Below are 22,384 nucleotides of genomic sequence, written 5' to 3'. Positions count from 1 at the left end.
AAGTTAACGGGGGGATTCTACCTGATCGGCCGCCAGCCTGCGCCGGACCATGTGGCGGCGCTTCTGCGGCCGGGCAGGGGGTGATCATTGGCGCTTTGCCTGCTGGATCAAGCGCTTGTCGCCGTCGCTGTTGCCGGCACGGTGCAGGCTTGGCCGCAAGTCGCCGCATGCTGTGCTTTTTTCTGCAAAAAAGCTTGCCAATACGGGGAGCCTCCCCTAGAATGCGCAGCCTCTGACGACGAAACGCCTAGCGCCGTTGTCAAAGCCATCTGGAGAGGTGGATGAGTGGTTTAAGTCGCACGCCTGGAAAGCGTGTTCAGGGTAATACCCTGACGGGGGTTCGAATCCCCCCCTCTCCGCCAGATTGCCTCATAAAGCCGGTTCAACGCCGGCTTTATCAAATTCCGGTTTTATAGAATTCTGGAGAGGTGGATGAGTGGTTTAAGTCGCACGCCTGGAAAGCGTGTTCAGGGTAATACCCTGACGGGGGTTCGAATCCCCCCCTCTCCGCCAGAATGTGAAAAGCCCCGAGCAATCGGGGCTTTTTGCTGGCTGCTGACAAACTAGCCATTGATGCCTCACCGGACCCGGCAAAGCCGGGCCGCGTCAGCGAAGTGTTTGCATCGGCAGCCTCCCTGTTTACACAACCAAGTCCTTTTGCCCGGCAACAGGGCTTGGTCAATACTCGCAAAAAGCCCCTAGCAATCGGGGCTTTTTGCTTTTCCTGCCCGCCGCTTTGCACCATGCTCAAAGCGCACCGCCGCCTGCGGCCAACCTGCCCGGAGCTACCCATGTCTGCCATGCACCCCATCGACGCACTGATCGCGCAACTGCCCAAGACCGAGCTGCACCTGCATATCGAAGGCACGCTGGAGCCGGAGCTGATGTTCGCGCTGGCCGCGCGCAACGGCATCACCCTGCCGTATGCCGATATCGCCAGCCTGCGTGCCGCCTACGACTTCGGCAATCTGCAATCCTTCCTCGACCTGTACTACGCCGGCGCCGGCGTGCTGCAGAGCGAGCAGGATTTCTACGACCTGACCTGGGCCTACCTGCAGCGCGCGCACGCCGACGGCATCGTGCACACCGAGATCTTCTTCGACCCGCAGACGCATACCGCGCGCGGCATCGCCTTTGCCTCCGTCTACCATGGCATCAGCCGCGCGCTGGAAGCCGCCGAGGCGGAGTGGGGCATGACATCGCGGCTGATCATGAGCTTTCTGCGCCACCTCAGCGAGGAAGACGGCTTTGCCGTGCTGGAGCAGGCGATGCCTTACCTGTCCGGCATCGACGGCTTCGGGCTGGATTCCAGCGAGGCCGGCCACCCGCCGTCCAAGTTCCAGCGGCTGTTCGCCCGCTGCCGCCAACTGGAGCTGCCCTGCGTCGCCCATGCCGGCGAGGAAGGCCCGGCTGCCTACGTGTGCGAGGCGCTGGAGCTGCTGCAGGTATGCCGTATCGACCATGGCGTGCGCAGCCTGGAAGACGCGGCGCTGGTGCAAAGGTTGGCCGCAGAGCGCATGCCGCTGACGGTGTGCCCGCTGTCCAACATCAAGCTGAAAGTGTTTGCCGACCTGGCCGAGCACCCGCTGCGGCGCATGCTGCAGGCCGGGCTGCTGGCGATGGTGAATTCCGACGATCCGGCCTATTTTGGCGGCTACCTGGCCGACAACCTGCTGGCCTGCCGCCGCGCGCTGGATCTGGGCGCCGACGAGATCGTGCAGCTGGTGCGCAACAGCTTTGAAGCCAGCTGGCTGGCGCCGGCACAAAAGGCCGACTGGCAGCGCGCCATCAGCCATATCGTGGCCGACTGGCAGGCGGCGCAGGCGGTCTAAGCGCCCGCTGGCACTGCGGCGCCACGGCGTTGGCAACGCGTCATGCGGCGCTGCGATGCCGACAAGCGCTACCCCTCCTGGTGGTCGCCGTGGCGCGAACGATGGCGCACATACTGGCAGTGGCAAGCGGCCGCTGCCATGCAAAAAGCCCGGCGTAGTGCCGGGCTTTGTCATGCGCGCTGCGCCTGCTGGGCGTGGCTCGTCAGATGGCCTGCGTTGCCTGCTGCAGCCAGGCCAGCGCCGCGCCGTCCACCAGCGGGGCGATGCGCGCATACACCTCAGCGTGGTAGTCGTTGAGCCAGGCGGTTTCCGCCGGACTCAGCAGCTCACGTGCGATGCAGCGGGTGTCGATCGGGCACAGCGTCAGGGTTTCGAATTTCAGGAAGCTGCCGAAGACGTTATCGGCGGCCGCCACGTTCAGCAGCAGGTTTTCGATGCGCACCCCCCACTGGCCGGGGCGGTAGATGCCGGGCTCGTTGGAGGTGATCATGCCCGGCTGCATGGCCATGGTGGCTTCCGGCTGCGAGCGGGAGATGCTCTGCGGGCCTTCATGCACGTTGAGGAAGTAGCCCACGCCATGGCCCACGCCGTGGCCGAAGTCGATATCGGCCTGCCAGATCGGCGCGCGCGCCAGCGAATCCAGCATCGGCGACGGGGTGTCCACCGGGAAGTGCGCCATGCTCAGGGCGATCATGCCCTTGAGCACCAGGGTGAAGTCGCGCTGCTGCGCGGCACTGGGCTGGCCCACCGCCACCACGCGGGTGATGTCGGTGGTGCCGTTCAGGTACTGGCCGCCGGAGTCGATCAGCAGCAGGCCGTTGCCGGCGATGTCGCTGTGGCTGGCTTCGGTGGCGCGGTAGTGCGGCAGCGCGCCGTTGGCGTTGAAGCCGGCGATGGTGGCAAAGCTCGGGCAGACAAAGCCGGGGCGGCGCGCGCGCGCGGCGGTGATCTGCTCGTCTATGGTCAGCTCGCTGATGGCGCTGCGGCCAACGTTGGCCTCGAACCAGGCAAAGAACTCGGCCAACGCGGCACCGTCCAGTTCCATGGCCTGGCGTACGTGGGCGGCTTCGTCGGCGGTCTTGCGCGATTTCAGTAGTGTGCTGGGGTTGATGCTTTCGCTCACGGTTACCGTGGCCGGCACCGCCTGGCGCAGGCCCAGGGTGATGCGGCGCGGGTCCAGCAGCAGGCGGCTGCCGGCCGGTAGTGCCGCCAGCGCGGCCTTGGTGCCATCGTAGGCAGCTATCTGGATGCCGTCGGCGGCCAGCTCCGCCGCCAACGCGGCGTCGATCTTGCCGCCGCCGACAAACAGCGTGGCGCTGTCCAGCCCCAGCAGCAGGTGGGAGATGAAGACCGGGTTGTAGTTCACATCGCTGCCGCGCAGGTTGCTGAGCCAGGCGATGTCATCCAGGGTGGAGATGAAGTGCCAGCCGGCGCCGGCCTCGCGCATGGCGCCGCGCACGGCGGCCAGCTTGTCGCTGCGGCCAACGGCGGCATAGGGCGCCAGGTGCGGGTATACCGGCGCGCTCGGCAGCGCCGGGCGCTCGCTCCACACCTGCTGCAGCAGGTCGAGGTCGGTACGCAGGCTCACGCCGGCACCCTCCAGCGCCGCCTGCAGCGCACGCGCCGCGGCCAGGCCCAGTACGTCGCCATCCACGGCCAGCGTGCTGCCGGCGGCAAGGTTGGCCGCAAGCCAGTCCAGGTGGTGGGTGCTGGCCAGGGTCTGGATCTTCATCAGCTGGATGCCGCTGCCGGCCAGTTCCTGCTCGGCCTGCACCCAATAGCGGCTGTCGGCCCACAGGCCGGCAAAGTCGGCGGTGACGATCAGCAGCCCCACCGAGCCATGGAAGCCGGACAGCCAGCGGCGGCCCTGCCAGTAGCCCGGCAGATATTCCGACAGGTGCGGGTCGGAAGAGGGAATCAGGCTGGCGGCAATGCCGTGTTGCTGCATGGCGGCGCGCAGGGCGGCGATACGCTGGGGAATCTGGCTCATGGTGGGCTCCAACAAAATATTGTATTCATTTTGCGGATCGGCATAAGTGTGCGCAAGCGCTGCGGCGGAAAACAATTAATTGCTGAACTAAGGGACAGGTGGTGGCCCGTGGCGCGATGACTGCCGATGCCCGGGGCATGCTAAACCGCGGTGGAGCAGCGTTTGGGGCTGGCGGGTGGCCAGGGCGGGCCGGCTGCCACCACTGGCGCCGGGCAATGCCGGCGGGCAAATAAAAAAACCGGGGCGGGGCCCCGGTTTTGCATGCAGAAAAGCGTGTTATTACGGGCGCTCTACCGCCAGGGCCACGCCCATGCCACCGCCGATGCACAGGGTAGCCAGGCCTTTCTTGGCGTCGCGACGCTGCATTTCGTGCAGCAGGGTTACCAGTACGCGGCAGCCGGAGGCGCCGATCGGGTGGCCCAGTGCAATGGCGCCGCCGTTCACGTTCACCTTGTCGGCGCTCCAGCCCAGCTCGCGCGCCACGCCTAGTGCCTGGGCGGCGAAGGCTTCGTTGGCTTCCACCAGGTCGAGGTCTTCCACCTTCCAGCCGGCCTTGTCCAGCGCCTTGCGGGTGGCGGCCACCGGGCCGATGCCCATAATTTCCGGTGCGCAGCCGGTCAGCGCGTAGGACTTGATCACTGCCAGCGGCTTCAGGCCCAGGGCGGCTGCCTTGGCGGCGCTCATCAGCAGCACGGCGGCGGCGCCGTCGTTGATGCCGGAGGCGTTACCGGCGGTAACGGTGCCTTCCTTCTTGAACGCCGGGCGCAGCTTGGCCAGGCCGTCGGCGGTGGCGCCGGCCTTGATGTACTCGTCAGCGGCGAAGGCAACCGGGTCGCCCTTGCGCTGCGGCACCAGTACCGGAACGATCTCGTCCACGAACTTGCCGGCGGCCTGGGCGGCTTCGGCGCGGTTCTGCGAGGCTACGGCCAGTGCATCCTGCTCTTCGCGGCTGATGTCGTACTTGGAGGCCACGTTCTCGGCGGTGATACCCATGTGGTACTGGTTGTACACGTCGGTCAGGCCATCGGCCACCATGGTGTCCACCAGCTGGGCATTGCCCATGCGGAAGCCGTCACGCGAACCCGGTAGGATGTGCGGCGACAGCGACATGTTTTCCTGGCCGCCGGCGATCACGATCTCGGCATCACCGCAGGCGATGGCCTGGGCGCCCAGGTGCACGGCGCGCAGGCCGGAGCCGCACACTACGTTGAGGGTGGAAGCCGGGGTGCTCACCGGCAGGCCGGCCTTGATCAGCGCCTGGCGCGCCGGGTTCTGGCCGCTGCCTGCGGTCAGTACCTGGCCCAGGATCACTTCGCTGACGTCTTCCGGCTTGACGCCGGTTTTTTCCAGCAGGCCCTTGATCACGGTAGCGCCCAGTTCCGGGGCCGGGATTTTGGACAGGGAGCCGCCAAAGCTGCCAACGGCGGTACGCAGGGCTGCAACAATAACTACGTCTTGCATCGGTTTCTCCAGAGTGTTGGGTAATGTGCTTGTTGGAGTTGGTTTTCGCACGGGCAAATCAACTCTAGCACACTCCCGGGTCAGTTTATTGCAGTGCAGCGAGCGACGGCATGGCCTTGGCCTGCACGTATTCGCCCGGTGCCGCGCACAGCGGCGGGAATTCCTTGCTGCCCATGGCTTTCGGCGGCGCGATCTTGTCGCCGGATTGCGGCGCCAGCCAGGCATCCCAGTCTTTCCACCAACTGCCCGGGTGGCTTTCGGCGGCGTCCAGCCAGGCTTCGGCGTTGGCCGCCGGCTGGTCGTTCACCCAGTAATTGCGCTTGTCCTTGGTTACCGGGTTGATGGAGCCGGCGATGTGGCCGGAGGCGCCCAGCACGAAGTGGCAGCTCGGCGCGCCAGTCAGGTACTGCAGGCCGTCGAAGGCGGATTGCCACGGCACGATGTGGTCTTCGCGCGCGGCAAAGATGTACACCGGGATGTCGATGGTGGATACGTCGATCGGCACGTCGCACAGGGTGATGCTGCCCGGCTTGGTCAGCGCGTTGTTGCGGTAGAACTCCTTCAGGAAGAAGGTATGCATCGGCATCGGCAGGTCGACCGCGTCGTTGTTCCAGTACAGTAGGTCGAACGGCGGCGGGGTCTTGCCCAGCAGGTAGTTGTTGACCACGTAGTTCCACACCAGGTCGTTGGCGCGCAGGCTGGCGAAGGTGCGGCCCAGCTCCTTGCCGCTGACGATGCCGCCGTTGCCGGCGGCCAGCTTGGCCTCGCGGCCGGCGAAGAAGTTGTCATCCAGGAACACCTTGATCTCGCCCGGGTCGGTGTGGTCGATCAGCGAGGTCATGAAGGTGGCGGCATCGAAGTATTTCAGGCCGCGCGCCTTGGCCACGCACAGCGCGGTGGTGAGGATCACGCCGCCGATGCAGAAGCCCAGCACGTTCATGCTGGCTTGCTTGGTGATCTTCTTCACCGTCTCGGCGGCGGCGAACACGCCTTCCTCGATGTAGTTGTCCCACAGGTAGTTCTTCATCTCCGGGGTGGCGGAGCGCCAGCTGATCAGGAACACGCGGTAACCCTGGGCTACGAAGTGGCGCACCATGGAGTTGTCCGGCTGCAGGTCCATCAGGTAGTACTTGTTCACGCACGGCGGCACGATCAGCAGCGGTTTTTCATACACTTCGCCGCTGGTGGGGGTGTACTGGATCAGTTCCATCAGGTTGTTGCGGAACACCACCTGGCCCGGGGTGCAGGCGATGTTCTTGCCGATCTCGAACTTGCTTTCGTCCGACATCGAGATATGGCCCTTCTGCCAGTCGTCGATCACGTTCTTCATGCCTTCCACCAGGCTCTCGCCCTTGGTCTCGATGGCGCGCTTCACCACTTCCGGGTTGGTGAGCATGAAGTTGGTTGGCGACATGGCGTCGATGTACTGGCGGGTGGCGAAGGCCAGGCGTTCCTTGTCGCCGCTTTCCAACTGCGCCTTGTCCACCAGCTCGGTCATCCACTTGGAGGTCATCAGGTAGCTTTGCTTCAGGAAGTTGTAGAACGGGTGCTCGTTCCACTCCGGGGCGGCAAAGCGGCGATCGGCGGCGGGCGTGGCCGGGCTGGCGGCGGCATCGCCCTGGCCGAGAAACTGCAGCCACAGGTTCATCTGCTGCTGGTACAGGCTGTTCTGCATGGCGAAGAACTGGTTGGTGCTCTCCATCATCTGCCCCCAGGCGCCGGCCAGCGGGTTGTCCGCCTGCTCCGGGCTGGCGCCTGCCGACATCGAATTGACGAACTGCTGCATCCACTTCTGGTTGTTTTCAGAGATGCTGGCGAAAAAGCTGTCCAGCGCTGCCTTTGGGTCCTGACTCATGGGGGCTCCTTCAGAAAGTGGCAAGGTGGACGGCGGGGGCCTGTGCTTGTCATTCTGGTGGCCCGCTACCGAATGCATGCCTGTCACTGTATCACCGCTTTATGACAAAACACACGAATTGCCCGTGGCCGGGGCGGCGTCCGGCTGCGGCGTGGCGATGGCCGGGAAGGGCGGCGCATGCGGCCAACCTTTTTGCCGCGTGTTGCGCTGCGGGAAAAGCGTTTGCTTTCAATTGTTTGCATGTTGCACTGCAAGATGGTGGTAGCGGTCATTTATCGAAATGACATGGCGTGCTAAGGGCGGGGCGCTGTTGCGGCAATGCACAAAGCGCGGGCTGCCGCCTGGTGGTCAGCTAGGCGCAGGTCGCGGCCGTCACGTTGACGCTGCGCGGCGGCGGCACTACCGTGGCGGCTGGCAATCATTTACAGACAGGAAAGCGCATGTATGTCGAGCTGGGTGGGCAGCCGCAACGGGTCAACACGGTGTTCTGCATTGGCCGCCATTACGTAGCGCCCGCCGCCGAACTGGGCCATGCGCTGGAGTTGGAGCCGGCGGTGGTGCTCACGCCGCTGCGGGGGGGCGATCGGCTGCCGCCGGCCTTGCAGCACGGGCCGCAGGCCGGCTGGCAGGTGGCGGCATGAGCCGGCAGCAGGGGGTGGAAGACGACGCCAAGCTGCGGCTGGACAAGTGGCTGTGGGCGGCGCGCTTTTTCAAGACCCGCCAGCTGGCGCACGAGGCGCTGGAGCTGGGCCGCGTGCTGGTGAACGGCGAGCGGGTGAAGGCGTCGCGGGTGGCCAGGGTGGGCGATATGCTGCAGGTCCGCATCGACAAGCTGGTCTATAACGTCAGCGTGCTGGCGCTGGCCAGCCAGCGCCGCCCGGCGGCAGAGGCGCGGCTGCTGTATAGCGAAAGCGAGGAGTCGGTCCAGGCGCGCGAGCACCAGATCGGGCTGCAGAAGGCGGAGCACGCCAGCTTTCCGTACGGCGAGGGCCGCCCCACCAAGAAGGCGCGCCGCGACATTATCCGTTTCAAGGACAAGTGGTAGGCCGGGTGCGGCCAACCTGTCCGCGCGGGCAGGGCTGACGCAGGCAACTGTCATGTCCGGGGGCGGTCGCTTGCGCTAAAATGCCGTCCCGCTTGAAGGTTGGCCGCAATGTCTGCTCCATTTGTTCCCCCGCTGGCGGCGCTTGCCGCCTTCTATTTCAGCTACTTCGCTTTCCAGGGCCTGTTCGGGCCGTTCTGGTCGCTGTATCTCGAATCGCTGTCGTTCTCGCCGCTGGATATCTCCATCCTGATGTCGCTGTCCACGCTGGCGCGTATCGTGTCGCCGGTGTTCTGGGGCTGGCTGGCCGACCGTTCCGGCAAGCGCCGCGCCATCATTTTCTGGACCTCGCTGGCTGCTGCCGTCAGCTTCGTGCTGGTGGCATGGCAGAGCGCTTTCTGGGGCATGTTCGCCGCGCTGGCGCTGGGCTTTTTCTTCTGGGCGGCGGCACTGCCGCTGGCCGAGGCCAGCACCAGCCAGCTCACCCGCAGCCAGCCCGGCCGCTACAGCCGCGTCCGGGTGTGGGGTTCCATCGGCTTCGTCTGCCTGGCCAGCACCGGCGGCTATCTGCTGGAGTGGGTGTCGCTGGCCAGCCTGCCGTGGCTGCTGTGCGTGCTGCTGGGGCTGGTAGTGCTGGCGGGCTGGACGGTGCCGGAGGTGGCGCCGGAGAAGCGCAGCCGGCAGCAGGAATCCATGCTGGCGACGCTGCGCCAGCCACGGGTGCTGGCGCTGTTCGCCTGCTGCTTCCTGCTCGCCTTCGGCATGGGGCCGTACTACAACTTCTACTCGCTGGGGTTGAAGGAAGCCGGCTACGACACCGCCGCCACCGGCTGGTTGTGGTCGGTGGGGGTGATCGCCGAAATCGTGGTGTTCTGGCAGATGCCGCGCATCATGGCGCGTTTCAGCCTGGAGCGGCTGATGCTGGCCTCGTTGCTGGTGTCGGCGCTGCGCTTCGCGCTGATTGCCAGCCTGCTGGCGGTACCGGCGCTGGCGGTGCTGGCGCAGCTGGGGCATGCCTTCACTTTTGGGGTGCACCACGCCGCCGCGGTCGGGCTGATCCACCGTTACTTCAGCGCGCAGCAGCAGGCGCGCGGCCAGGGCCTGTACACCGTGGCCTCGTTCGGCATCGGCGGCAGCCTGGGCGGCCTGCTCGGCGGGGCGCTGTGGCAGCACGGCGGCGTGGCGCTGACTTTCGGTATTTCCAGCGCGGCGGCGCTATTGGGGGTGGTGGTGTGCCTGAAGTGGCTGCGGCCGCAGCCGGCGGCGTAATGGTGCGGCCAACCCTGCCGCCGCGCGTCCGGCAGCCGTCGTTTACAGCAGGATAACCAGCTTCAGGCCGGGGGCGTGCGCCAGCCGCAGCGTGAGCTGCTGGTAGCACAGCTGCCCTTGCGCAGCGTGGTTGAACACCCGCTCGCCGCCTTCGCGGCCCTGCACGTCCTGCTGGCGCCACAGGGTGTCGAATTCGCCGCTGTCCTGGCGCAGCCGCTCCAGCAGTTCGGTTACTGCGTCGTCGTGGTGATGGCTGATCTCGGCGCGGAACTCGGCCACCATGCGCCGCGCACGGGTCGGCCAGTCGTCTACCAGCGTGCGCGCCAGCGGGTGCTGGAACATGAACTGCAGCAGGTTGTGGCCGCTGCCGCCATTGTTGCCATCGTCCAGCCAGCCGCTGAACAGGCTGGCGGCCTCGGCGTTCCAGGCCGGCACGTTCCACAGCGCATCCAGTACATAGGCCGGGCTGGCGATCTTGCCCACCGCCTGCGCCAGTGCCTGCTGCGCCTCGGGGTTGGCCGCCAGGCTGGCTTCCTGCGGGTCTTTCAGGCCGGCCAGGTCGAACAGGTAGTCGCGCTCGGCGCGCGACAGCATCAGCACCTCGGCCAGCCGCGACAGTGTGCCGGCGGAGACTGACTGGGTGCGGCCCTGTTCGATCCAGGTCAGCCAGGTGGGGCTGATGCCCACCAGCTGCGCCACTTCCTCGCGGCGCAGGCCCTTGGCGCGGCGGCGGTTGCCGGCCGGTAGGCCGGCCTGTTGCGGGGTGATGCGTTCGCGGTGGCTGCGGATGAATTCGCCCAGCGGGCCGGGGCCGTGCTGTTCCATGTCTGCCTCTATGGGTGGTAGTGTTACTACTAGTATAAATGCTTATCTTGTACTAGGAATCCGGCTGCGCAATGATGGCAGCAACGCCGCCTGACGGCACAATGATCCAGCGACCCCGGCGCCTGATAGCGCCAGCAAACGGAAAGCAAACCATGACCGCACAGACTCTCTACGACAAGCTCTGGAACAGCCACGTGGTACACCAGGAAGCCGACGGCACCGTACTGCTGTACATCGACCGCCACCTGGTACACGAAGTGACCAGCCCGCAGGCCTTCGAAGGCCTGAAGCTGGCCGGGCGCAAGCTGTGGCGCGTCGATTCGGTGGTATCCACCGCTGATCACAACACCCCCACCGACCACTGGGACGAAGGCATCAAGGATCCGATCTCGCGTCAGCAGGTGGAAACCCTGGACGCCAATATCAAGGCATTCGGTGCGCTGGCCTACTTCCCGTTCAAGGACAAGGGCCAGGGCATCGTGCACGTGATGGGGCCGGAGCAGGGCGCCACCCTGCCGGGCATGACCGTGGTGTGCGGCGACAGCCACACCTCCACCCACGGCGCCTTCGGCGCGCTGGCGCACGGCATCGGCACCTCGGAAGTGGAACACGTGATGGCCACCCAGACGCTGGTGGCGAAGAAGTCCAAAAACATGCTGGTGCGCGTGGACGGCACGTTGGCCGCAGGCATCACCGGCAAGGACGTGGCGCTGGCGATTATCGGCAAGATCGGCACCGCCGGCGGCACCGGCTACGCCATCGAGTTCGGCGGCGCAGCGATCGAGAGCCTGTCGATGGAAGGCCGCATGAGCCTGTGCAATATGGCGATTGAAGCCGGCGCTCGCTCCGGCCTGGTGGCGGTGGACCAGAAAACCATCGACTACGTAAAAGGCCGTCCGTTCGCGCCCAAGGCCGAGCAGTGGGATGCCGCCGTGGCCTACTGGAACACCCTGCACAGCGACGAAGGCGCGCAGTTCGATGCCGTGGTGACGCTGGACGCTGCCGACATCCAGCCGCAGGTGACCTGGGGTACCTCGCCGGAAATGGTGACCGACATCAATGGCCGCGTGCCGGACCCGGCGCAGGAAGCCGACCCGGTGAAGAAGGGCTCCATCGAGCGCGCGCTGGCCTATATGGGCCTGCAGGCCAATACCCCGATCAACGAGATTCCGGTGGACATCGTGTTCATCGGCTCCTGTACCAACAGCCGCATCGAGGATCTGCGCGAAGCCGCTGCGGTGGCCAAGGGCCGCAGCAAGGCCGCCAACGTCAAGCAGGTGCTGGTGGTGCCGGGCTCCGGCCTGGTGAAGGCACAGGCCGAGGCCGAAGGCCTGGACAAGGTGTTCGTGGCCGCCGGCTTCGAATGGCGCGAACCGGGCTGCTCGATGTGTCTGGCGATGAACGCCGACCGCCTGCAACCGGGCGAGCGTTGCGCCTCCACCTCCAACCGTAACTTCGAAGGTCGCCAGGGCCAGGGTGGCCGCACCCACCTGGTAAGCCCGGCGATGGCCGCCGCCGCCGCGGTGGCCGGGCACTTCGTGGATATTCGTACCCTCTAAGCGAATCCCTCCTCATTACTGGAAAGATCTGCCTCATGAAAACATTCGCTATCAGTCTCTTCATGGCACTGCTGCTGTCCGCCTGCAATACCGTGCAAGGCGCGAAAGAGGACTTGAAACAGGGCGGTGAAGCCGTGGGGCATGGTCTGCAGAAGGCAGGCCAAGCCATTGAAAATGTCGTGCACTAAGGGCTTGTTTACGATCTGCGGCGCGCCGTAAAAGCGGCGCGCGGCGAGTGCGCTTTGTTCCGCGCCCCTCGCCAGATCGTACAACCGGCGCCAAGGGCCAACCTCTCCGGAGAGCAATACATGAAAGCATTCACTACCCTGAACGGACTCGTCTGCCCGCTGGACCGCGCCAACGTCGACACCGACGCGATCATCCCCAAACAGTTCCTGAAGTCGATCAAGCGTTCCGGCTTCGGCCCCAACCTGTTCGACGAATGGCGCTACCTGGATCACGGTGAGCCAGGCATGGACAACAGCCAGCGCCCGCTGAACCCGGAGTTCGTGCTGAACTTCCCGCGTTACGCCGGCGCCCAGGTGCTGCTGGCACGCGAGAACTTCGGCTGCGGCTCCAGCCGCGAGCATGCGCCGTGGGCGCTGGAAGATCAGGGTTTCCGCGTGGTGATCGCGCCGAGCTTCGCCGACATCTTCTTCAACAACTGCTACAAGAACGGCCTGCTGCCCATCGTGCAACCGGCCGAAGTGGTGGATCAGCTGTTCCGCGAATGTGAAGCGGCGGAAGGCTACCAGCTGAGCGTGGACCTGGCGGCGCAGACCATCAGCACCCCGTCCGGCCAGTCTTTCGCCTTCGACATCACCGAGCACCGCAAGCACTGCCTGCTGGGCGGTCTGGACGAAATCGGCCTCACCCTGCAGCATGCCGACGAGATCAAGGCGTTCGAAGCCAAGCGCCGCGCCGAACAGCCGTGGCTGTTTGCCTGACACACCCATGAGGTTGGCCGCATGCGGCCAACCTGTTGTCACTTAATCTGACGGGATACCAAACATGAAGATCGCAGTTCTGCCGGGTGACGGCATCGGTCCGGAAATCATTGCCCAGGCGCGCCGCGTGCTGGATGTGCTGCGCCAGGATGGCCTGCCCATCGAAATGGAAGAGGCGCCGCTGGGAGGCGCCGGCTACGACGCCTACGGCGTGCCGTACCCGGAGTTCACCCAGAAGCTGTGCCGCGAGGCCGACGCCGTGCTGCTGGGCGCCGTGGGCGGCCCGCAGTACGACAAGCTGGACCGCCCGCTGCGCCCGGAGCGCGGCCTGCTGGCGATCCGCAAGGATCTGAACCTGTTCGCCAACCTGCGCCCGGCCATCCTGTACCCGGAGCTGGCCAATGCCTCCACCCTGAAGCCGGAAGTGGTATCCGGCCTCGACATCATGATCGTGCGTGAACTGACCGGTGACATCTACTTCGGCCAGCCGCGCGGTATCGCGGTGAACGAACTGGGCGAGCGCGAGGCGTTCAACACCATGCGCTACAGCGAAAGCGAAATCCGCCGCATCGCCCACGTGGCCTTCGGCATCGCGATGAAGCGCAACAGGAAGCTGTGCTCGGTGGACAAGGCCAACGTGCTGGAAACCACCGAGTTCTGGAAAGAAATCATGATCGACGTGGCGCGCGAGTACCCGCAGGTGGAACTGAGCCACATGTACGTGGACAACGCCGCCATGCAGCTGGTGCGCAATCCGAAGCAGTTCGACGTGATGGTGACCGGCAATATCTTCGGCGACATCCTGTCCGACGAGGCGTCCATGCTCACCGGTTCCATCGGCATGCTGCCGTCGGCGTCGCTGGACCAGAACAACAAGGGCCTGTACGAGCCGAGCCACGGTTCCGCCCCGGACATCGCCGGCAAGAATCTGGCCAACCCGCTGGCCACCATTCTGTCCGCCGCCATGATGCTGCGTTACACCTTCAACCAGGAAGCCGCCGCGGTGCGGGTGGAAGACGCGGTGAAGAAAGTGCTGGCCCAGGGCTATCGCACCGCCGACATTTTCGAGGCCGGCAGCGAGAAAGTAAGCTGCTCCGGCATGGGCGATGCGGTAATCGCGGCGCTGTAAGCTGCTCGTCGACGCTACGTTGAAAACGGCTGTGGAGAGCGCGTTTACCATCGGTAAACGTTGCCTCCGCAGCCGTTTTTGCCTTGTTGCGCTACTGTCGGCAAGGTCGGGAACAGATGCTTGAAAACAGTGTTTTAATGCTGTTTGTATAAAAATACGTAACCCCATTGTGCGGTCGGCTGTTGCCCTGCACAATGGGGTCGATCATCGAATAGAGCCGGTGCGTCAACGGGCCGGCAGAACAGTTTCATATCACCCGACAGACATTCAGGAGAAGTATCGTGCGAGTAGGTTTTGTAGGCTGGCGCGGCATGGTTGGTTCCGTGCTGATGCAGCGCATGCGTGAAGAGAACGATTTTGCCGTTATCGACGAGCCGGTGTTTTTCACCACCTCCAATGTCGGCGGCGCCGCCCCCGACGTTGGCCGCACGGTGCCGCCGCTGAAGGATGCGCGCAATATCGACGAGCTGAAGGCGATGGACGCCATCGTTACCTGCCAGGGCGGCGACTACACCGCCGAGGTGTACGGCAAGCTGCGTGAAGCCGGCTGGAACGGCTACTGGATCGATGCCGCCTCCAGTCTGCGCATGGAAGACAACGCCATTATCGTGCTGGACCCGGTGAACCGTGACGTGATCGACGCCGGCCTCGCCAATGGCGTGAAGGATTTCATCGGTGGCAACTGCACCAACTCCATCATGCTGATGGGTATGGGCGGGCTGTTCCGTGCCGGTCTGGTGGAGTGGGTTTCCTCCATGACTTACCAGGCGGCTTCCGGCGGTGGTGCCAACCACATGCGCGAGCTGCTGAAGGGCATGGGCGTGGTGCACGCCGCCGTGGCCGACGAGCTGGCCACGCCGTCTTCCGCCATCCTCGACATCGACCGCAAGGTGGCCGCTACCATCCGCGAAGACGTGCCGACCGAATTCTTCGGCGCGCCGCTGGCTGGTGGCCTGATTCCGTGGATCGACAAGCAGCTGGACAATGGCCAGTCCAAGGAAGAATGGAAGGGCCAGGCCGAGGTGAACAAGATTCTGGGCACCGATGCCACCATTCCGGTCGACGGCCTGTGCGTACGCATCGGCGCCATGCGCTGTCACAGCCTGGCGCTGACCGTGAAGCTGAAGCGCGACCTGCCGCTGGACGAGATCGAATCCATTATCAAGTCCGGCAACGACTGGGTGAAGTGGGTGCCGAACGATCGCGAGATCTCGGTCAAGGAACTGACCCCGGCCGCCATCACCGGCAGCCTGCAGGTAGGCGTTGGCCGCGTGCGCAAGCTGAACATGGGCGGCGAGTACCTGTCCGCCTTCGTGATCGGTGACCAGCTGCTGTGGGGCGCGGCCGAACCGCTGCGCCGTATGTTGCGTATCCTGATTGAGCGTTAAAATACGCTTGATGCTGTTTCCTTCAAGGGCGCCGGCGGCGCCCTTTCTGTTTTTTACCTGGAAAGAATATGTCTGAAGCAATTCGTGTTGCCGTAGTGGGGGCCACCAATCTGGTAGGCCAGGCCGTACTGGAGCTGCTCGCCGAGCGCGAGCTGCCGATCGAGCGCGTGTACGCGCTGGATGTCGCCGACAAGGAAGGCGAAAGTGCTTACTACGGCAATTTGGAGCTGGATGTGCTGGCGGTGGAGGAGTTCGACTTTGCCAACGCGGCGCTGGTTATCTTCGTAGCTGGCAGTGCGCTGTCGCGCCAGTACGTGCAGGCCGCGCGTGCCGCCGGTGCCGCAGTGATCGATTTCAGTGCCGCCTACCGCCAGGCCGACGACGTGCCGCTGTACGCGCCGCAGATCAACGACAAGCTGCTGGACGATCTGGGTGAGGCGCCGCTGGTGTCCATTCCCAACTGCACCGCTACCCCGCTGGCGCAGGCGTTGGCCGCAATCAAGGCTGCTGGCCTACAGCGCGTTACCGTTACCACTTTCCAGTCGGTATCCGGCAGTGGCCAGGCCGCGCTGGAAGAGCTGGCCAGCCAGACCACCGCGCTGTTCTCGCAGCGTGATGCCGAGATGGAAGTATTCCCCAAGCGCATCGCCTTCAACGTACTGCCGCTGATCGGCGGCGTGGACGCGCAGGGTGTCAGCGAGGAAGAGCTATCGGTAGAGCAGGAAGTGCGCAAGCTGCTGGCGCTGCCGGCGCTGAGCATCGAAGCCAGCTGCGTGCGGGTGCCGGTGTTCTTTGGCCATGGCTGGGCGGTGAGCGTGGCCAGCGACGACGAACTGACTGCCGACAAGGCGCGCGAACTGTTTGCGGCCGCCGGCCTGCAGGTGGTGGACGATCCGGCTGGCGACATGCCCTATGTCACACCACTGGAAGCTTCCGGTAACGAGGCAGTGTGGGTGAGCCGCGTGCGTCGCCAGGGCAATGCGCTGTCGTTCTGGTTGGCCGCCGACAATATCCGCGCCGCGATTGCGCACAGCTGCGTGGCAACAGCCATGGCGCTGATGAAGCGCGGCTATTTTGCCTGATCCGCTAACAGCAGTTAGTATCGGGCGTTGACACTGGTATGTGGTTTGACTTGTTGATCTGCTAGTTTGATATTACATGCAGCAAACCAGTCTCCATCGGCCGCGGGGCGGGGTGGGAAATAGATAATTACAGCGAAAGGTAGTGCAAGAAAAATGCTGGCCAAGAAAAGAATGAGTTCGCTGCTGTTGGCTTTGCTGTTCTCTACATCCGCCTGGGCCGGGTTGGGAGGGGTGGCGGTACGCTCCAACCTGGGTGAAGTACTCCGCGCGGAGATCGACCTGACCGGCAAGGCCGATGAGGACGTCTTGCGCGTTGGTCTTGCGCCGATCGAGACCTTTCGCGACCTGCAAGTGGATTACACCGGTGTGCTCAGCAGCTTGCGCTTCACGCTGGCCTACCGCAGCAACGGCCGCCCCTACATCCGGGTAAGTTCCAACCAGCCTATCAGTGAGCCTTTCCTGCGCTTTGTGGTGGAAGCCAAGGCGACCAACGCCCGCTATGTGCGTGAATACACCATTCTGCTGGATCCGGCCGAGTACGCCGGGCGTGCCGACGAGATCAGCCGCAGCAATGTGCAGGCTGCGCCGCTGCGTCGGCCACCGCCGCCGGTTGTGCGCCCGCGCCCGCTGCCAGCGGACGATCTGCCGGTGCCGCCGGTCTATCGTGCACCGCGTGGCAGCCTGGTAGTGCAGCCGGGGCAGACGCTGTCCGGCCTCGCGCGTGGTCTGGGGTTGAGCGGGGTGGGGCAGCGTCGCGTAATGGCGGCACTGGTCAACGCCAACCCGTCCGCCTTCATCAATGGCAATCCGTCGTCGATCAAGGCTGGCAGCCGCCTGAAAGTGCCGTCGGCAGCCAGCATGCGTGCGCTGCCTGAGCAACAGGTGGCGCAGATTCTGGCCGGTGGCATGGCGGCGGCCCATGTGCCGGCGGTCAAACCACAGCCTGCTGCGCCCGCCGTCGCCCCGCTACCGGAAAAATCGGTGGCGCCCGCGCCGGCTCCTGCTCCCGCGCCTGCCGCAAAGGCCGCCGCCTCGGCGCCTGTTACCCTGGCGCCCAGCGGTAGTCCGGTGTTGAAGCTGGAGGCGCCGGATGCTGCGGCTTCCGCACCGCTAAACGACCAGGCGCTGCAGCAGGCGCAGCGCAAGATCGACGAGCTGGAAAAACAGCTGAAGGCGCTGCAAGCCGCCGCGTCTGCCGCCAAGGCGGCGCCGCCGGCCGCAGCGGAGCCAGCGCAGGAGTCCGGCCCGTCCATGATGGACTCCCTGCTGGACAACCTGCCGTTGGTGGCCGGTGGCAGTGCCGCCGTGCTGCTGCTGTCTGCCGCGGTGGTGTTCCTGCGCCGTCGGCGTGGCAACGATGCCGTAACCTCGGCTGCCACCATCAATGTACCGTTGGACAATGTTGGCCGCACGTTGGCCGCAGGGGCTGCCGCCAGTGACAGCGCCTTCCTGGCCGACTTTACCCGCACCAGCATGAATACCGTGGATACGGTAGAGGTCGATCCGGTGGCCGAGGCCGAGGTGTATCTGGCGTATGGCCGTGACCAGCAGGCCGAGGAAATCCTGCGCGATGCGCTGGCGAAAGATCCTACCCGTCACGAAGCCCGTCTCAAGCTGATGGAAATCTACGTTTCGCGTCAGGATCGCTCGGCACTGGAGGGCCATGCCAAGGAGCTGCACGCGGTAACGGGTGGGCAGGGCGGGGTGTGGGCCAAGGCGGCGGCATTGGGGCGCGTCATTGATCCGGAAAACGCGCTGTATGCGGACCAGAATGCGGCCACAGCGGCCGCTGCCGCGGTAGAGGTGGTGTCGTCGAGCACTACGGTTGACCTGGACAAGGAGCTGATGGGCGATTTCGAAGCCCCGGCGACCCCGTCGCCGGCAGCCGCAGCGGTGGACGATATCGAAGCCGCCCTGATGGGCATGCCGGCACCGGCGACCCCGGTTGCCGCCGATCTGGATCTGGAGGCCATGCTCCACGAACCAGAGCCGGCGCCAGAGGTGGTAGTCGAGCCGGAGCCGGCCGCGGCAAGCAACGACAGTCACATGCTGGACTTCGACTTCAATCTGGACAGCATGTTGCCGGCAGGCACGGCAGCGGCGGAAGTCGAGCCACCGAAGCCTGCCGCTAGCACCGATGATGCCCTGGCCACGTTCGACTTCGACCTGTCGGCACTGGATGAGCCGGCCGTGGCGGCTGCGCCGCTTGCCGAGCCGGTTGAGGCAGTGTCTACCGCCGGACTGGATGTCAGCGATGATCCGCTGTCCACCAAGCTGGACCTGGCGCGGGTCTATCTGGATATGGGCGACAAGGAAGGTGCACGCGAAGTGCTGGAAGAATTGGTCAAGGAAGCCCAGGGCTCGCTCAAGGCCGAAGCAGAGGCATTGCTTGACAGCCTGTAATCCGTCTAACCGTGGCGGCGCAACGTTGGCCGCGCTGCCACGCTCAATCTTTTTGCATCAACAGGGGATGACTGCGTGCGATTAAAGGCGCTGTCTGTTGCACTGGCGCTGGGCTTGCTGGCGCCGGGTGCTCATGCCGGTCTTGGCGAGGTACGCGTCCTCTCCGCCGCAGGGGAGCCGTTTCTGGCCGAAATCCCCCTGCTCGATGAGCCTGGCCTGAGCGACCCCTACGCCTCGCTGGCATCCGCGCAGCAATACCCCTTCCTTGAAAGTTTTTCCGCCAAGGCCTTCCAGCTCAAGGTCATGACCGTGGAGGACCGCCCAGGCCAGTATGTGGTGCGGGTCATGGGGCCGGTCATGGCGCCAGACGAAGTGCTGGATTTCGCGCTGGAACTGGCGTGGGCCTCCGGGCGCGAGGTGCGGGCCTATCATGCGCAGGCCGATGCCACGCGCTCACCAGCTGCAAGCTTCGCCAGTACCGACGGTGCGCAATCTGGCGAGCGGGCTGCCAATAGCGCTGCTGCCGAGTTTCTGGCCTTTGGCGAGGCACGCGTGTTGTCGGCCAAGGGTGTGCCCTTGCAGGCCGAGATCGACCTGCTGGGACGTTGGCCGGCGGAGCTGCGCGATGAAGACTTTGTGTTGCGCCCGGGCAAGGGGTTGGCGGGCGAGCAGCTTGCCGTGCGCTACCACCAGGCTGCGGGGCACCAGTGGCTGACCCTGCACGGGCAGCAAGCCCAAAGCGGTGACGAGCTGACCTTTGTGCTGGAAACGCATGCCCATGGCCTGCAGGTGCAGCGTAGCTTCAGCCTGTCGCCAGCCCATGCTGCCATGGGCAGTAAACAACCGCTGCCACGACATATCGCCCATGCGCCGGGCGGGCGCTATCAGGTGCGGGCCGGTGACACGCTGTCGCAAATCGTGTCGCGCCTGGCGGAGGGAACGCAGCGCCGTAACGAGCTGGCGTTGCAGATCGTGCGCAGTAATGCGCACGCGTTTGTGGCGGGCGACCCCAACCGTTTGCTGGCCGGGGCGGTATTGCGCCTGCCCGGCCATGCTGCGGCGCGGCCAACCTTGGCGCCGTCGTTGCATGCCAAAGCACCCAGCAAGGCAGCGCCAGTGCCTGCCGTGGAGGCCGAGCCCAGCGCCGCGGAGCGCGCGCAGCAGGAGGCTGAACGGCAGCGCATTCTGCACCTGCATCAGGCGCAACAGCGCATTGCCCAGCTGGAAGCGGAGATACGCCGGATTGCGGCTACCGACCGAGAGCCGGCCAAGCCGACGAAGGCACCGGCCTCCAGTCCGGCTGTCGTCGCCAAACAAGACGAAGACTTGCTGGCGGCGCTGGACGACTGGGTGTTGACCGGCATTGGTGGGGTATCGGTATTGAGCCTGCTGGCGTGGGCGGTGTGGCACCGCCGCAAGCAGCAGTTGCGCGAGTCGCTGGCGGCCACGCCTGCCCGCTGGGTGCCGGAGCCAGCTGCCGCCAGTAGCGAGGCGGTGGTTGCAGCGTTGCCGGATAGCGGCGCCGAGCCGGACGTTGCCGAGGCGGCGCCAGCCGTTGCTCCGGCGGCGGTCGTGCTGGCGCCTGCCGCATCCGAAACGGAGCCACAATCGGAGTCCCAATCGGAATCTCAAGCAGAGTCGGCAGCCGTCACACCGTTGACGACGTCGGATTATCCGCCAGTTGCCCAGGCGCAGACGCTGCCGGTCGGCGATGTGCTGGCCGAGGTGGATGTGCTGCTGGTGTACGGCCGCCGCGAGCAGGCCGAGCAGATGCTGCGGGCCGCCCTGCAGCAGACTCCGCAGGCGGACGAGGTGCGGTACAAGCTGCTGGAAGTGCTGGCGCAAGCCGGGGCGACCGAGCCGTTCGAGAGCGAAGCGCTGGACGTGCTGGCGATGTCCGGGCCGGATAGCGAGTTGTGGCAGCGGGTGCAGCTGCTGGGAGCCCGCTTCGATGGCGGTAACCCCCTGTACCGGGCGGCGGAGTCCGCCACGCCGACCGCGGCCGCACCGTTCGCCGAGCCATCGCGTGAGCCGGTGCGCCAGATTGTGCGCAAGGTCAACGGCAATGAAGCGGTGCCGGTCTCGGCGCTGGCGGATACCGACGATGAGGCGGCCGCCCTGGCGCGGCTGTACCGCGAGATGGGCGATAGTGAAATGGCCGATGCTCTGCTGAAAGGGGATAGCGACTGATGTCGCGTCGGTTGTTGCCGCACCCACTGACCTGCTGCCTCCTCGTTGTCGTGCTGGCCCTGTATCTGCTGTCGCTTCCCATTGCCGGTTATCTGTTGCTGCTGGCCGCCGTGGCTTGCTGGCGGCGCGGGCACGCCGAGCTGCGGCAGGCGCTGCGGCGCATGCGCTGGTTGCTGCTGGCCATGTTGCTGCTGGCGGCATGGACACTGCCCGGCACGCCGCTGTTCGCCTCCCGGTTCGCGCCCAGTATTGCCGGCCTGCAGGCCGGTGCGCATCAGGCGCTGTCGGTGCTGTTGCTGGCGCTGCTGGCGCGCGGTGTCTGGCTAGGGCTGGGGACTCAGGGCCTGCTGGCGGCAAGTTGGCCGCTGGATGCCTTGTTTGCCCGCGCCGGTATGCCGCGTGGCCGCCTGGCGCTGCGGCTGGCCTTGACCATGCACTATGCCAATAGCCTGCTGGAGCAAGCGGAAAAGCCCCGTCTGGCGCAATTATTGCCGTATTTGCAGCCGGCGCAGTTCGCACAAGCTGCGCCCGATAAGGTACAGTTGCCTCTTTACCCATGGAGCAAATGGGACGGCGTGCTGTTGGCGGGCGTCCTGATGGCGGTTGTAATGAAAGTAGTGGCATGAGGATTGCGCTGGGTCTGGAGTACGACGGGCGCGCATTTGCCGGCTGGCAGAGCCAGCCACATGGCAATACCGTACAGGATCGCCTGAATCAGGCGATTTCCACCATTGCCGGCCAGCCGTTGACCACGTTGGCCGCGGGTCGCACCGATGCCGGCGTGCATGCGCTGCAGCAGGTGGTGCATTTCGATTGTGAGGTGCCGCGGCCGCTGAACGCCTGGGTGCGCGGCGTCAACGCCCACCTGCCGGACAGTGTGGCGGTGACCTGGGCACGCGAAGTGCCGGAGACCTTTCACGCCCGTTTCTCGGCGTTTTCCCGCTCCTACCGTTACCTGCTGCTCACCGACCCGGTACGCCCGGCGCTGACCGCCGGCCGCATCGGCTGGTACCACCAGCCGCTGGACGTGGCCGCGATGCGCGACGCGGCGCAGGGCCTACTGGGGCAGCACGATTTTTCCAGCTTCCGCGCCAGCGAGTGCCAGGCCAAGTCGCCGTTGAAAAACCTGCAGCAGCTGGATATTCACCAGGTGGACGGCGTGATCAGCTTCGATCTGCTGGCCGATGCCTTCCTGCACCACATGGTGCGCAATATCGTCGGCGCGCTGCTGTACGTCGGCAAGGGCAGCCTGGATGCCGCCGGTCTGCAGGCACTGCTGGCCGCCCGTGACCGCACCAAGGCGCCGCCCACCTTCATGCCGGATGGCCTGTACCTGACCGGCGTGGGTTATCCGCCCGAATTCGATGTGCCGTCGCACGCCGTGCCGTCGCGGCTGACGCTGTGGAGATGAC

The 22,384-nt window shown here is 65.4% G+C and carries 18 protein-coding genes and 2 tRNA genes; 16 read left to right on the top strand and 4 right to left on the bottom strand.

Features of this window, described 5'->3' with window-relative positions:
- Positions 1-271: 271 nt before the first annotated feature.
- From ACFOLG_RS07200 to ACFOLG_RS07190, 3 genes are all read left to right on the top strand, one after another.
- Positions 272-362: transfer RNA gene (locus tag ACFOLG_RS07200), tRNA-Ser, on the top strand.
- 60 nt (positions 363-422) lie between these two features.
- Positions 423-513 (top strand) — tRNA-Ser (locus ACFOLG_RS07195).
- Positions 514-800: 287 nt separating this feature from the next.
- Positions 801-1,832, top strand: coding sequence for an adenosine deaminase (locus tag ACFOLG_RS07190; RefSeq protein ID WP_386090130.1), 1,032 nt, complete (start codon positions 801-803; stop codon positions 1,830-1,832).
- A 202-nt stretch (positions 1,833-2,034) separates the two neighbouring features.
- On the opposite strand, the gene ACFOLG_RS07185 is transcribed toward ACFOLG_RS07190, so the two are convergent.
- The 3 genes from ACFOLG_RS07185 to ACFOLG_RS07175 form a co-directional block, all read right to left on the bottom strand.
- Positions 2,035-3,822, bottom strand: coding sequence for an aminopeptidase P family protein (locus tag ACFOLG_RS07185; protein ID WP_386090118.1), 1,788 nt, complete (start codon positions 3,820-3,822; stop codon positions 2,035-2,037).
- Positions 3,823-4,101: 279 nt separating this feature from the next.
- Positions 4,102-5,283 carry an acetyl-CoA C-acetyltransferase gene (locus ACFOLG_RS07180; RefSeq protein WP_386090116.1) on the bottom strand — a complete coding sequence of 394 codons (1,182 nt, stop codon included), beginning with the start codon at positions 5,281-5,283 and terminating at the stop codon, positions 4,102-4,104.
- A gap of 85 nt (positions 5,284-5,368) precedes the next feature.
- Positions 5,369-7,138, bottom strand: a complete 1,770-nt coding sequence (locus ACFOLG_RS07175; RefSeq protein WP_386090114.1) for a PHA/PHB synthase family protein — start codon at positions 7,136-7,138, stop codon at positions 5,369-5,371.
- Positions 7,139-7,578: 440 nt separating this feature from the next.
- Between ACFOLG_RS07175 and ACFOLG_RS07170 the strand changes: the two genes are divergently transcribed.
- The 3 genes from ACFOLG_RS07170 (at position 7,579) to ACFOLG_RS07160 (ending at position 9,449) form a co-directional block, all read left to right on the top strand.
- Positions 7,579-7,779, top strand: coding sequence for a hypothetical protein (locus ACFOLG_RS07170; protein WP_386090112.1), 201 nt, complete (start codon positions 7,579-7,581; stop codon positions 7,777-7,779).
- Entirely contained in the window at positions 7,776-8,183 is a 408-nt protein-coding gene (locus tag ACFOLG_RS07165; protein ID WP_386090109.1) for an RNA-binding S4 domain-containing protein, read from the top strand. Before ACFOLG_RS07170 ends, ACFOLG_RS07165 begins: the two co-directional genes overlap by 4 nt.
- 108 nt (positions 8,184-8,291) lie before the next feature.
- A complete protein-coding gene (locus ACFOLG_RS07160; RefSeq protein WP_386090106.1) occupies positions 8,292-9,449 on the top strand; it encodes an MFS transporter in 1,158 nt (385 codons plus the stop codon).
- A 42-nt stretch (positions 9,450-9,491) separates the two neighbouring features.
- On the opposite strand, the gene ACFOLG_RS07155 is transcribed toward ACFOLG_RS07160, so the two are convergent.
- On the bottom strand, positions 9,492-10,274 hold the full coding sequence (locus ACFOLG_RS07155; RefSeq protein ID WP_386090103.1) for a helix-turn-helix transcriptional regulator: 783 nt from the start codon (positions 10,272-10,274) through the stop codon (positions 9,492-9,494).
- Between the two features lie 152 nt (positions 10,275-10,426).
- Here ACFOLG_RS07155 and leuC point away from each other — a divergent pair, with 152 nt between their 5' ends.
- The 10 genes from leuC to truA all read left to right on the top strand — a co-directional run bounded on the left by leuC (position 10,427) and on the right by truA (position 22,383).
- Positions 10,427-11,833 (top strand): 3-isopropylmalate dehydratase large subunit, encoded by a 1,407-nt coding sequence (leuC, locus tag ACFOLG_RS07150; protein WP_386090101.1) that lies wholly within the window; start codon positions 10,427-10,429, stop codon positions 11,831-11,833.
- 35 nt (positions 11,834-11,868) lie between these two features.
- Positions 11,869-12,021, top strand: coding sequence for an entericidin EcnAB (locus tag ACFOLG_RS07145; protein ID WP_386090099.1), 153 nt, complete (start codon positions 11,869-11,871; stop codon positions 12,019-12,021).
- A gap of 120 nt (positions 12,022-12,141) precedes the next feature.
- Entirely contained in the window at positions 12,142-12,780 is a 639-nt protein-coding gene (leuD, locus tag ACFOLG_RS07140; RefSeq protein ID WP_386090098.1) for a 3-isopropylmalate dehydratase small subunit, read from the top strand.
- Between the two features lie 64 nt (positions 12,781-12,844).
- Positions 12,845-13,909: a 3-isopropylmalate dehydrogenase gene (gene leuB, locus ACFOLG_RS07135; protein WP_386090095.1), complete on the top strand. Its 1,065-nt coding sequence runs from the start codon at positions 12,845-12,847 to the stop codon at positions 13,907-13,909.
- Between the two features lie 281 nt (positions 13,910-14,190).
- Positions 14,191-15,297, top strand: a complete 1,107-nt coding sequence (gene asd / locus ACFOLG_RS07130; RefSeq protein WP_386090091.1) for an aspartate-semialdehyde dehydrogenase — start codon at positions 14,191-14,193, stop codon at positions 15,295-15,297.
- Positions 15,298-15,365: 68 nt separating this feature from the next.
- Complete coding sequence (locus tag ACFOLG_RS07125) at positions 15,366-16,379, top strand: aspartate-semialdehyde dehydrogenase (RefSeq protein ID WP_386090088.1); 1,014 nt, start codon at positions 15,366-15,368, stop codon at positions 16,377-16,379.
- A 171-nt stretch (positions 16,380-16,550) separates the two neighbouring features.
- Positions 16,551-18,782 carry a FimV/HubP family polar landmark protein gene (locus ACFOLG_RS07120; RefSeq protein ID WP_386090086.1) on the top strand — a complete coding sequence of 744 codons (2,232 nt, stop codon included), beginning with the start codon at positions 16,551-16,553 and terminating at the stop codon, positions 18,780-18,782.
- A gap of 75 nt (positions 18,783-18,857) precedes the next feature.
- A complete protein-coding gene (locus ACFOLG_RS07115; RefSeq protein WP_386090084.1) occupies positions 18,858-20,972 on the top strand; it encodes a type IV pilus assembly protein FimV in 2,115 nt (704 codons plus the stop codon).
- Positions 20,972-21,598, top strand: coding sequence for a hypothetical protein (locus ACFOLG_RS07110; protein WP_386090081.1), 627 nt, complete (start codon positions 20,972-20,974; stop codon positions 21,596-21,598). Before ACFOLG_RS07115 ends, ACFOLG_RS07110 begins: the two co-directional genes overlap by 1 nt.
- Positions 21,595-22,383 carry a tRNA pseudouridine(38-40) synthase TruA gene (gene truA / locus ACFOLG_RS07105; RefSeq protein WP_386090079.1) on the top strand — a complete coding sequence of 263 codons (789 nt, stop codon included), beginning with the start codon at positions 21,595-21,597 and terminating at the stop codon, positions 22,381-22,383. The genes ACFOLG_RS07110 and truA overlap by 4 nt, the downstream gene beginning before the upstream one ends.
- Position 22,384: the final 1 nt, after the last annotated feature.

The sequence above is a fragment of the Vogesella facilis genome, assembly GCF_042648525.1.
GTDB lineage: Bacteria > Pseudomonadota > Gammaproteobacteria > Burkholderiales > Chromobacteriaceae > Vogesella > Vogesella facilis.
This window is presented reverse-complemented; position numbering and strand designations above follow the sequence as displayed.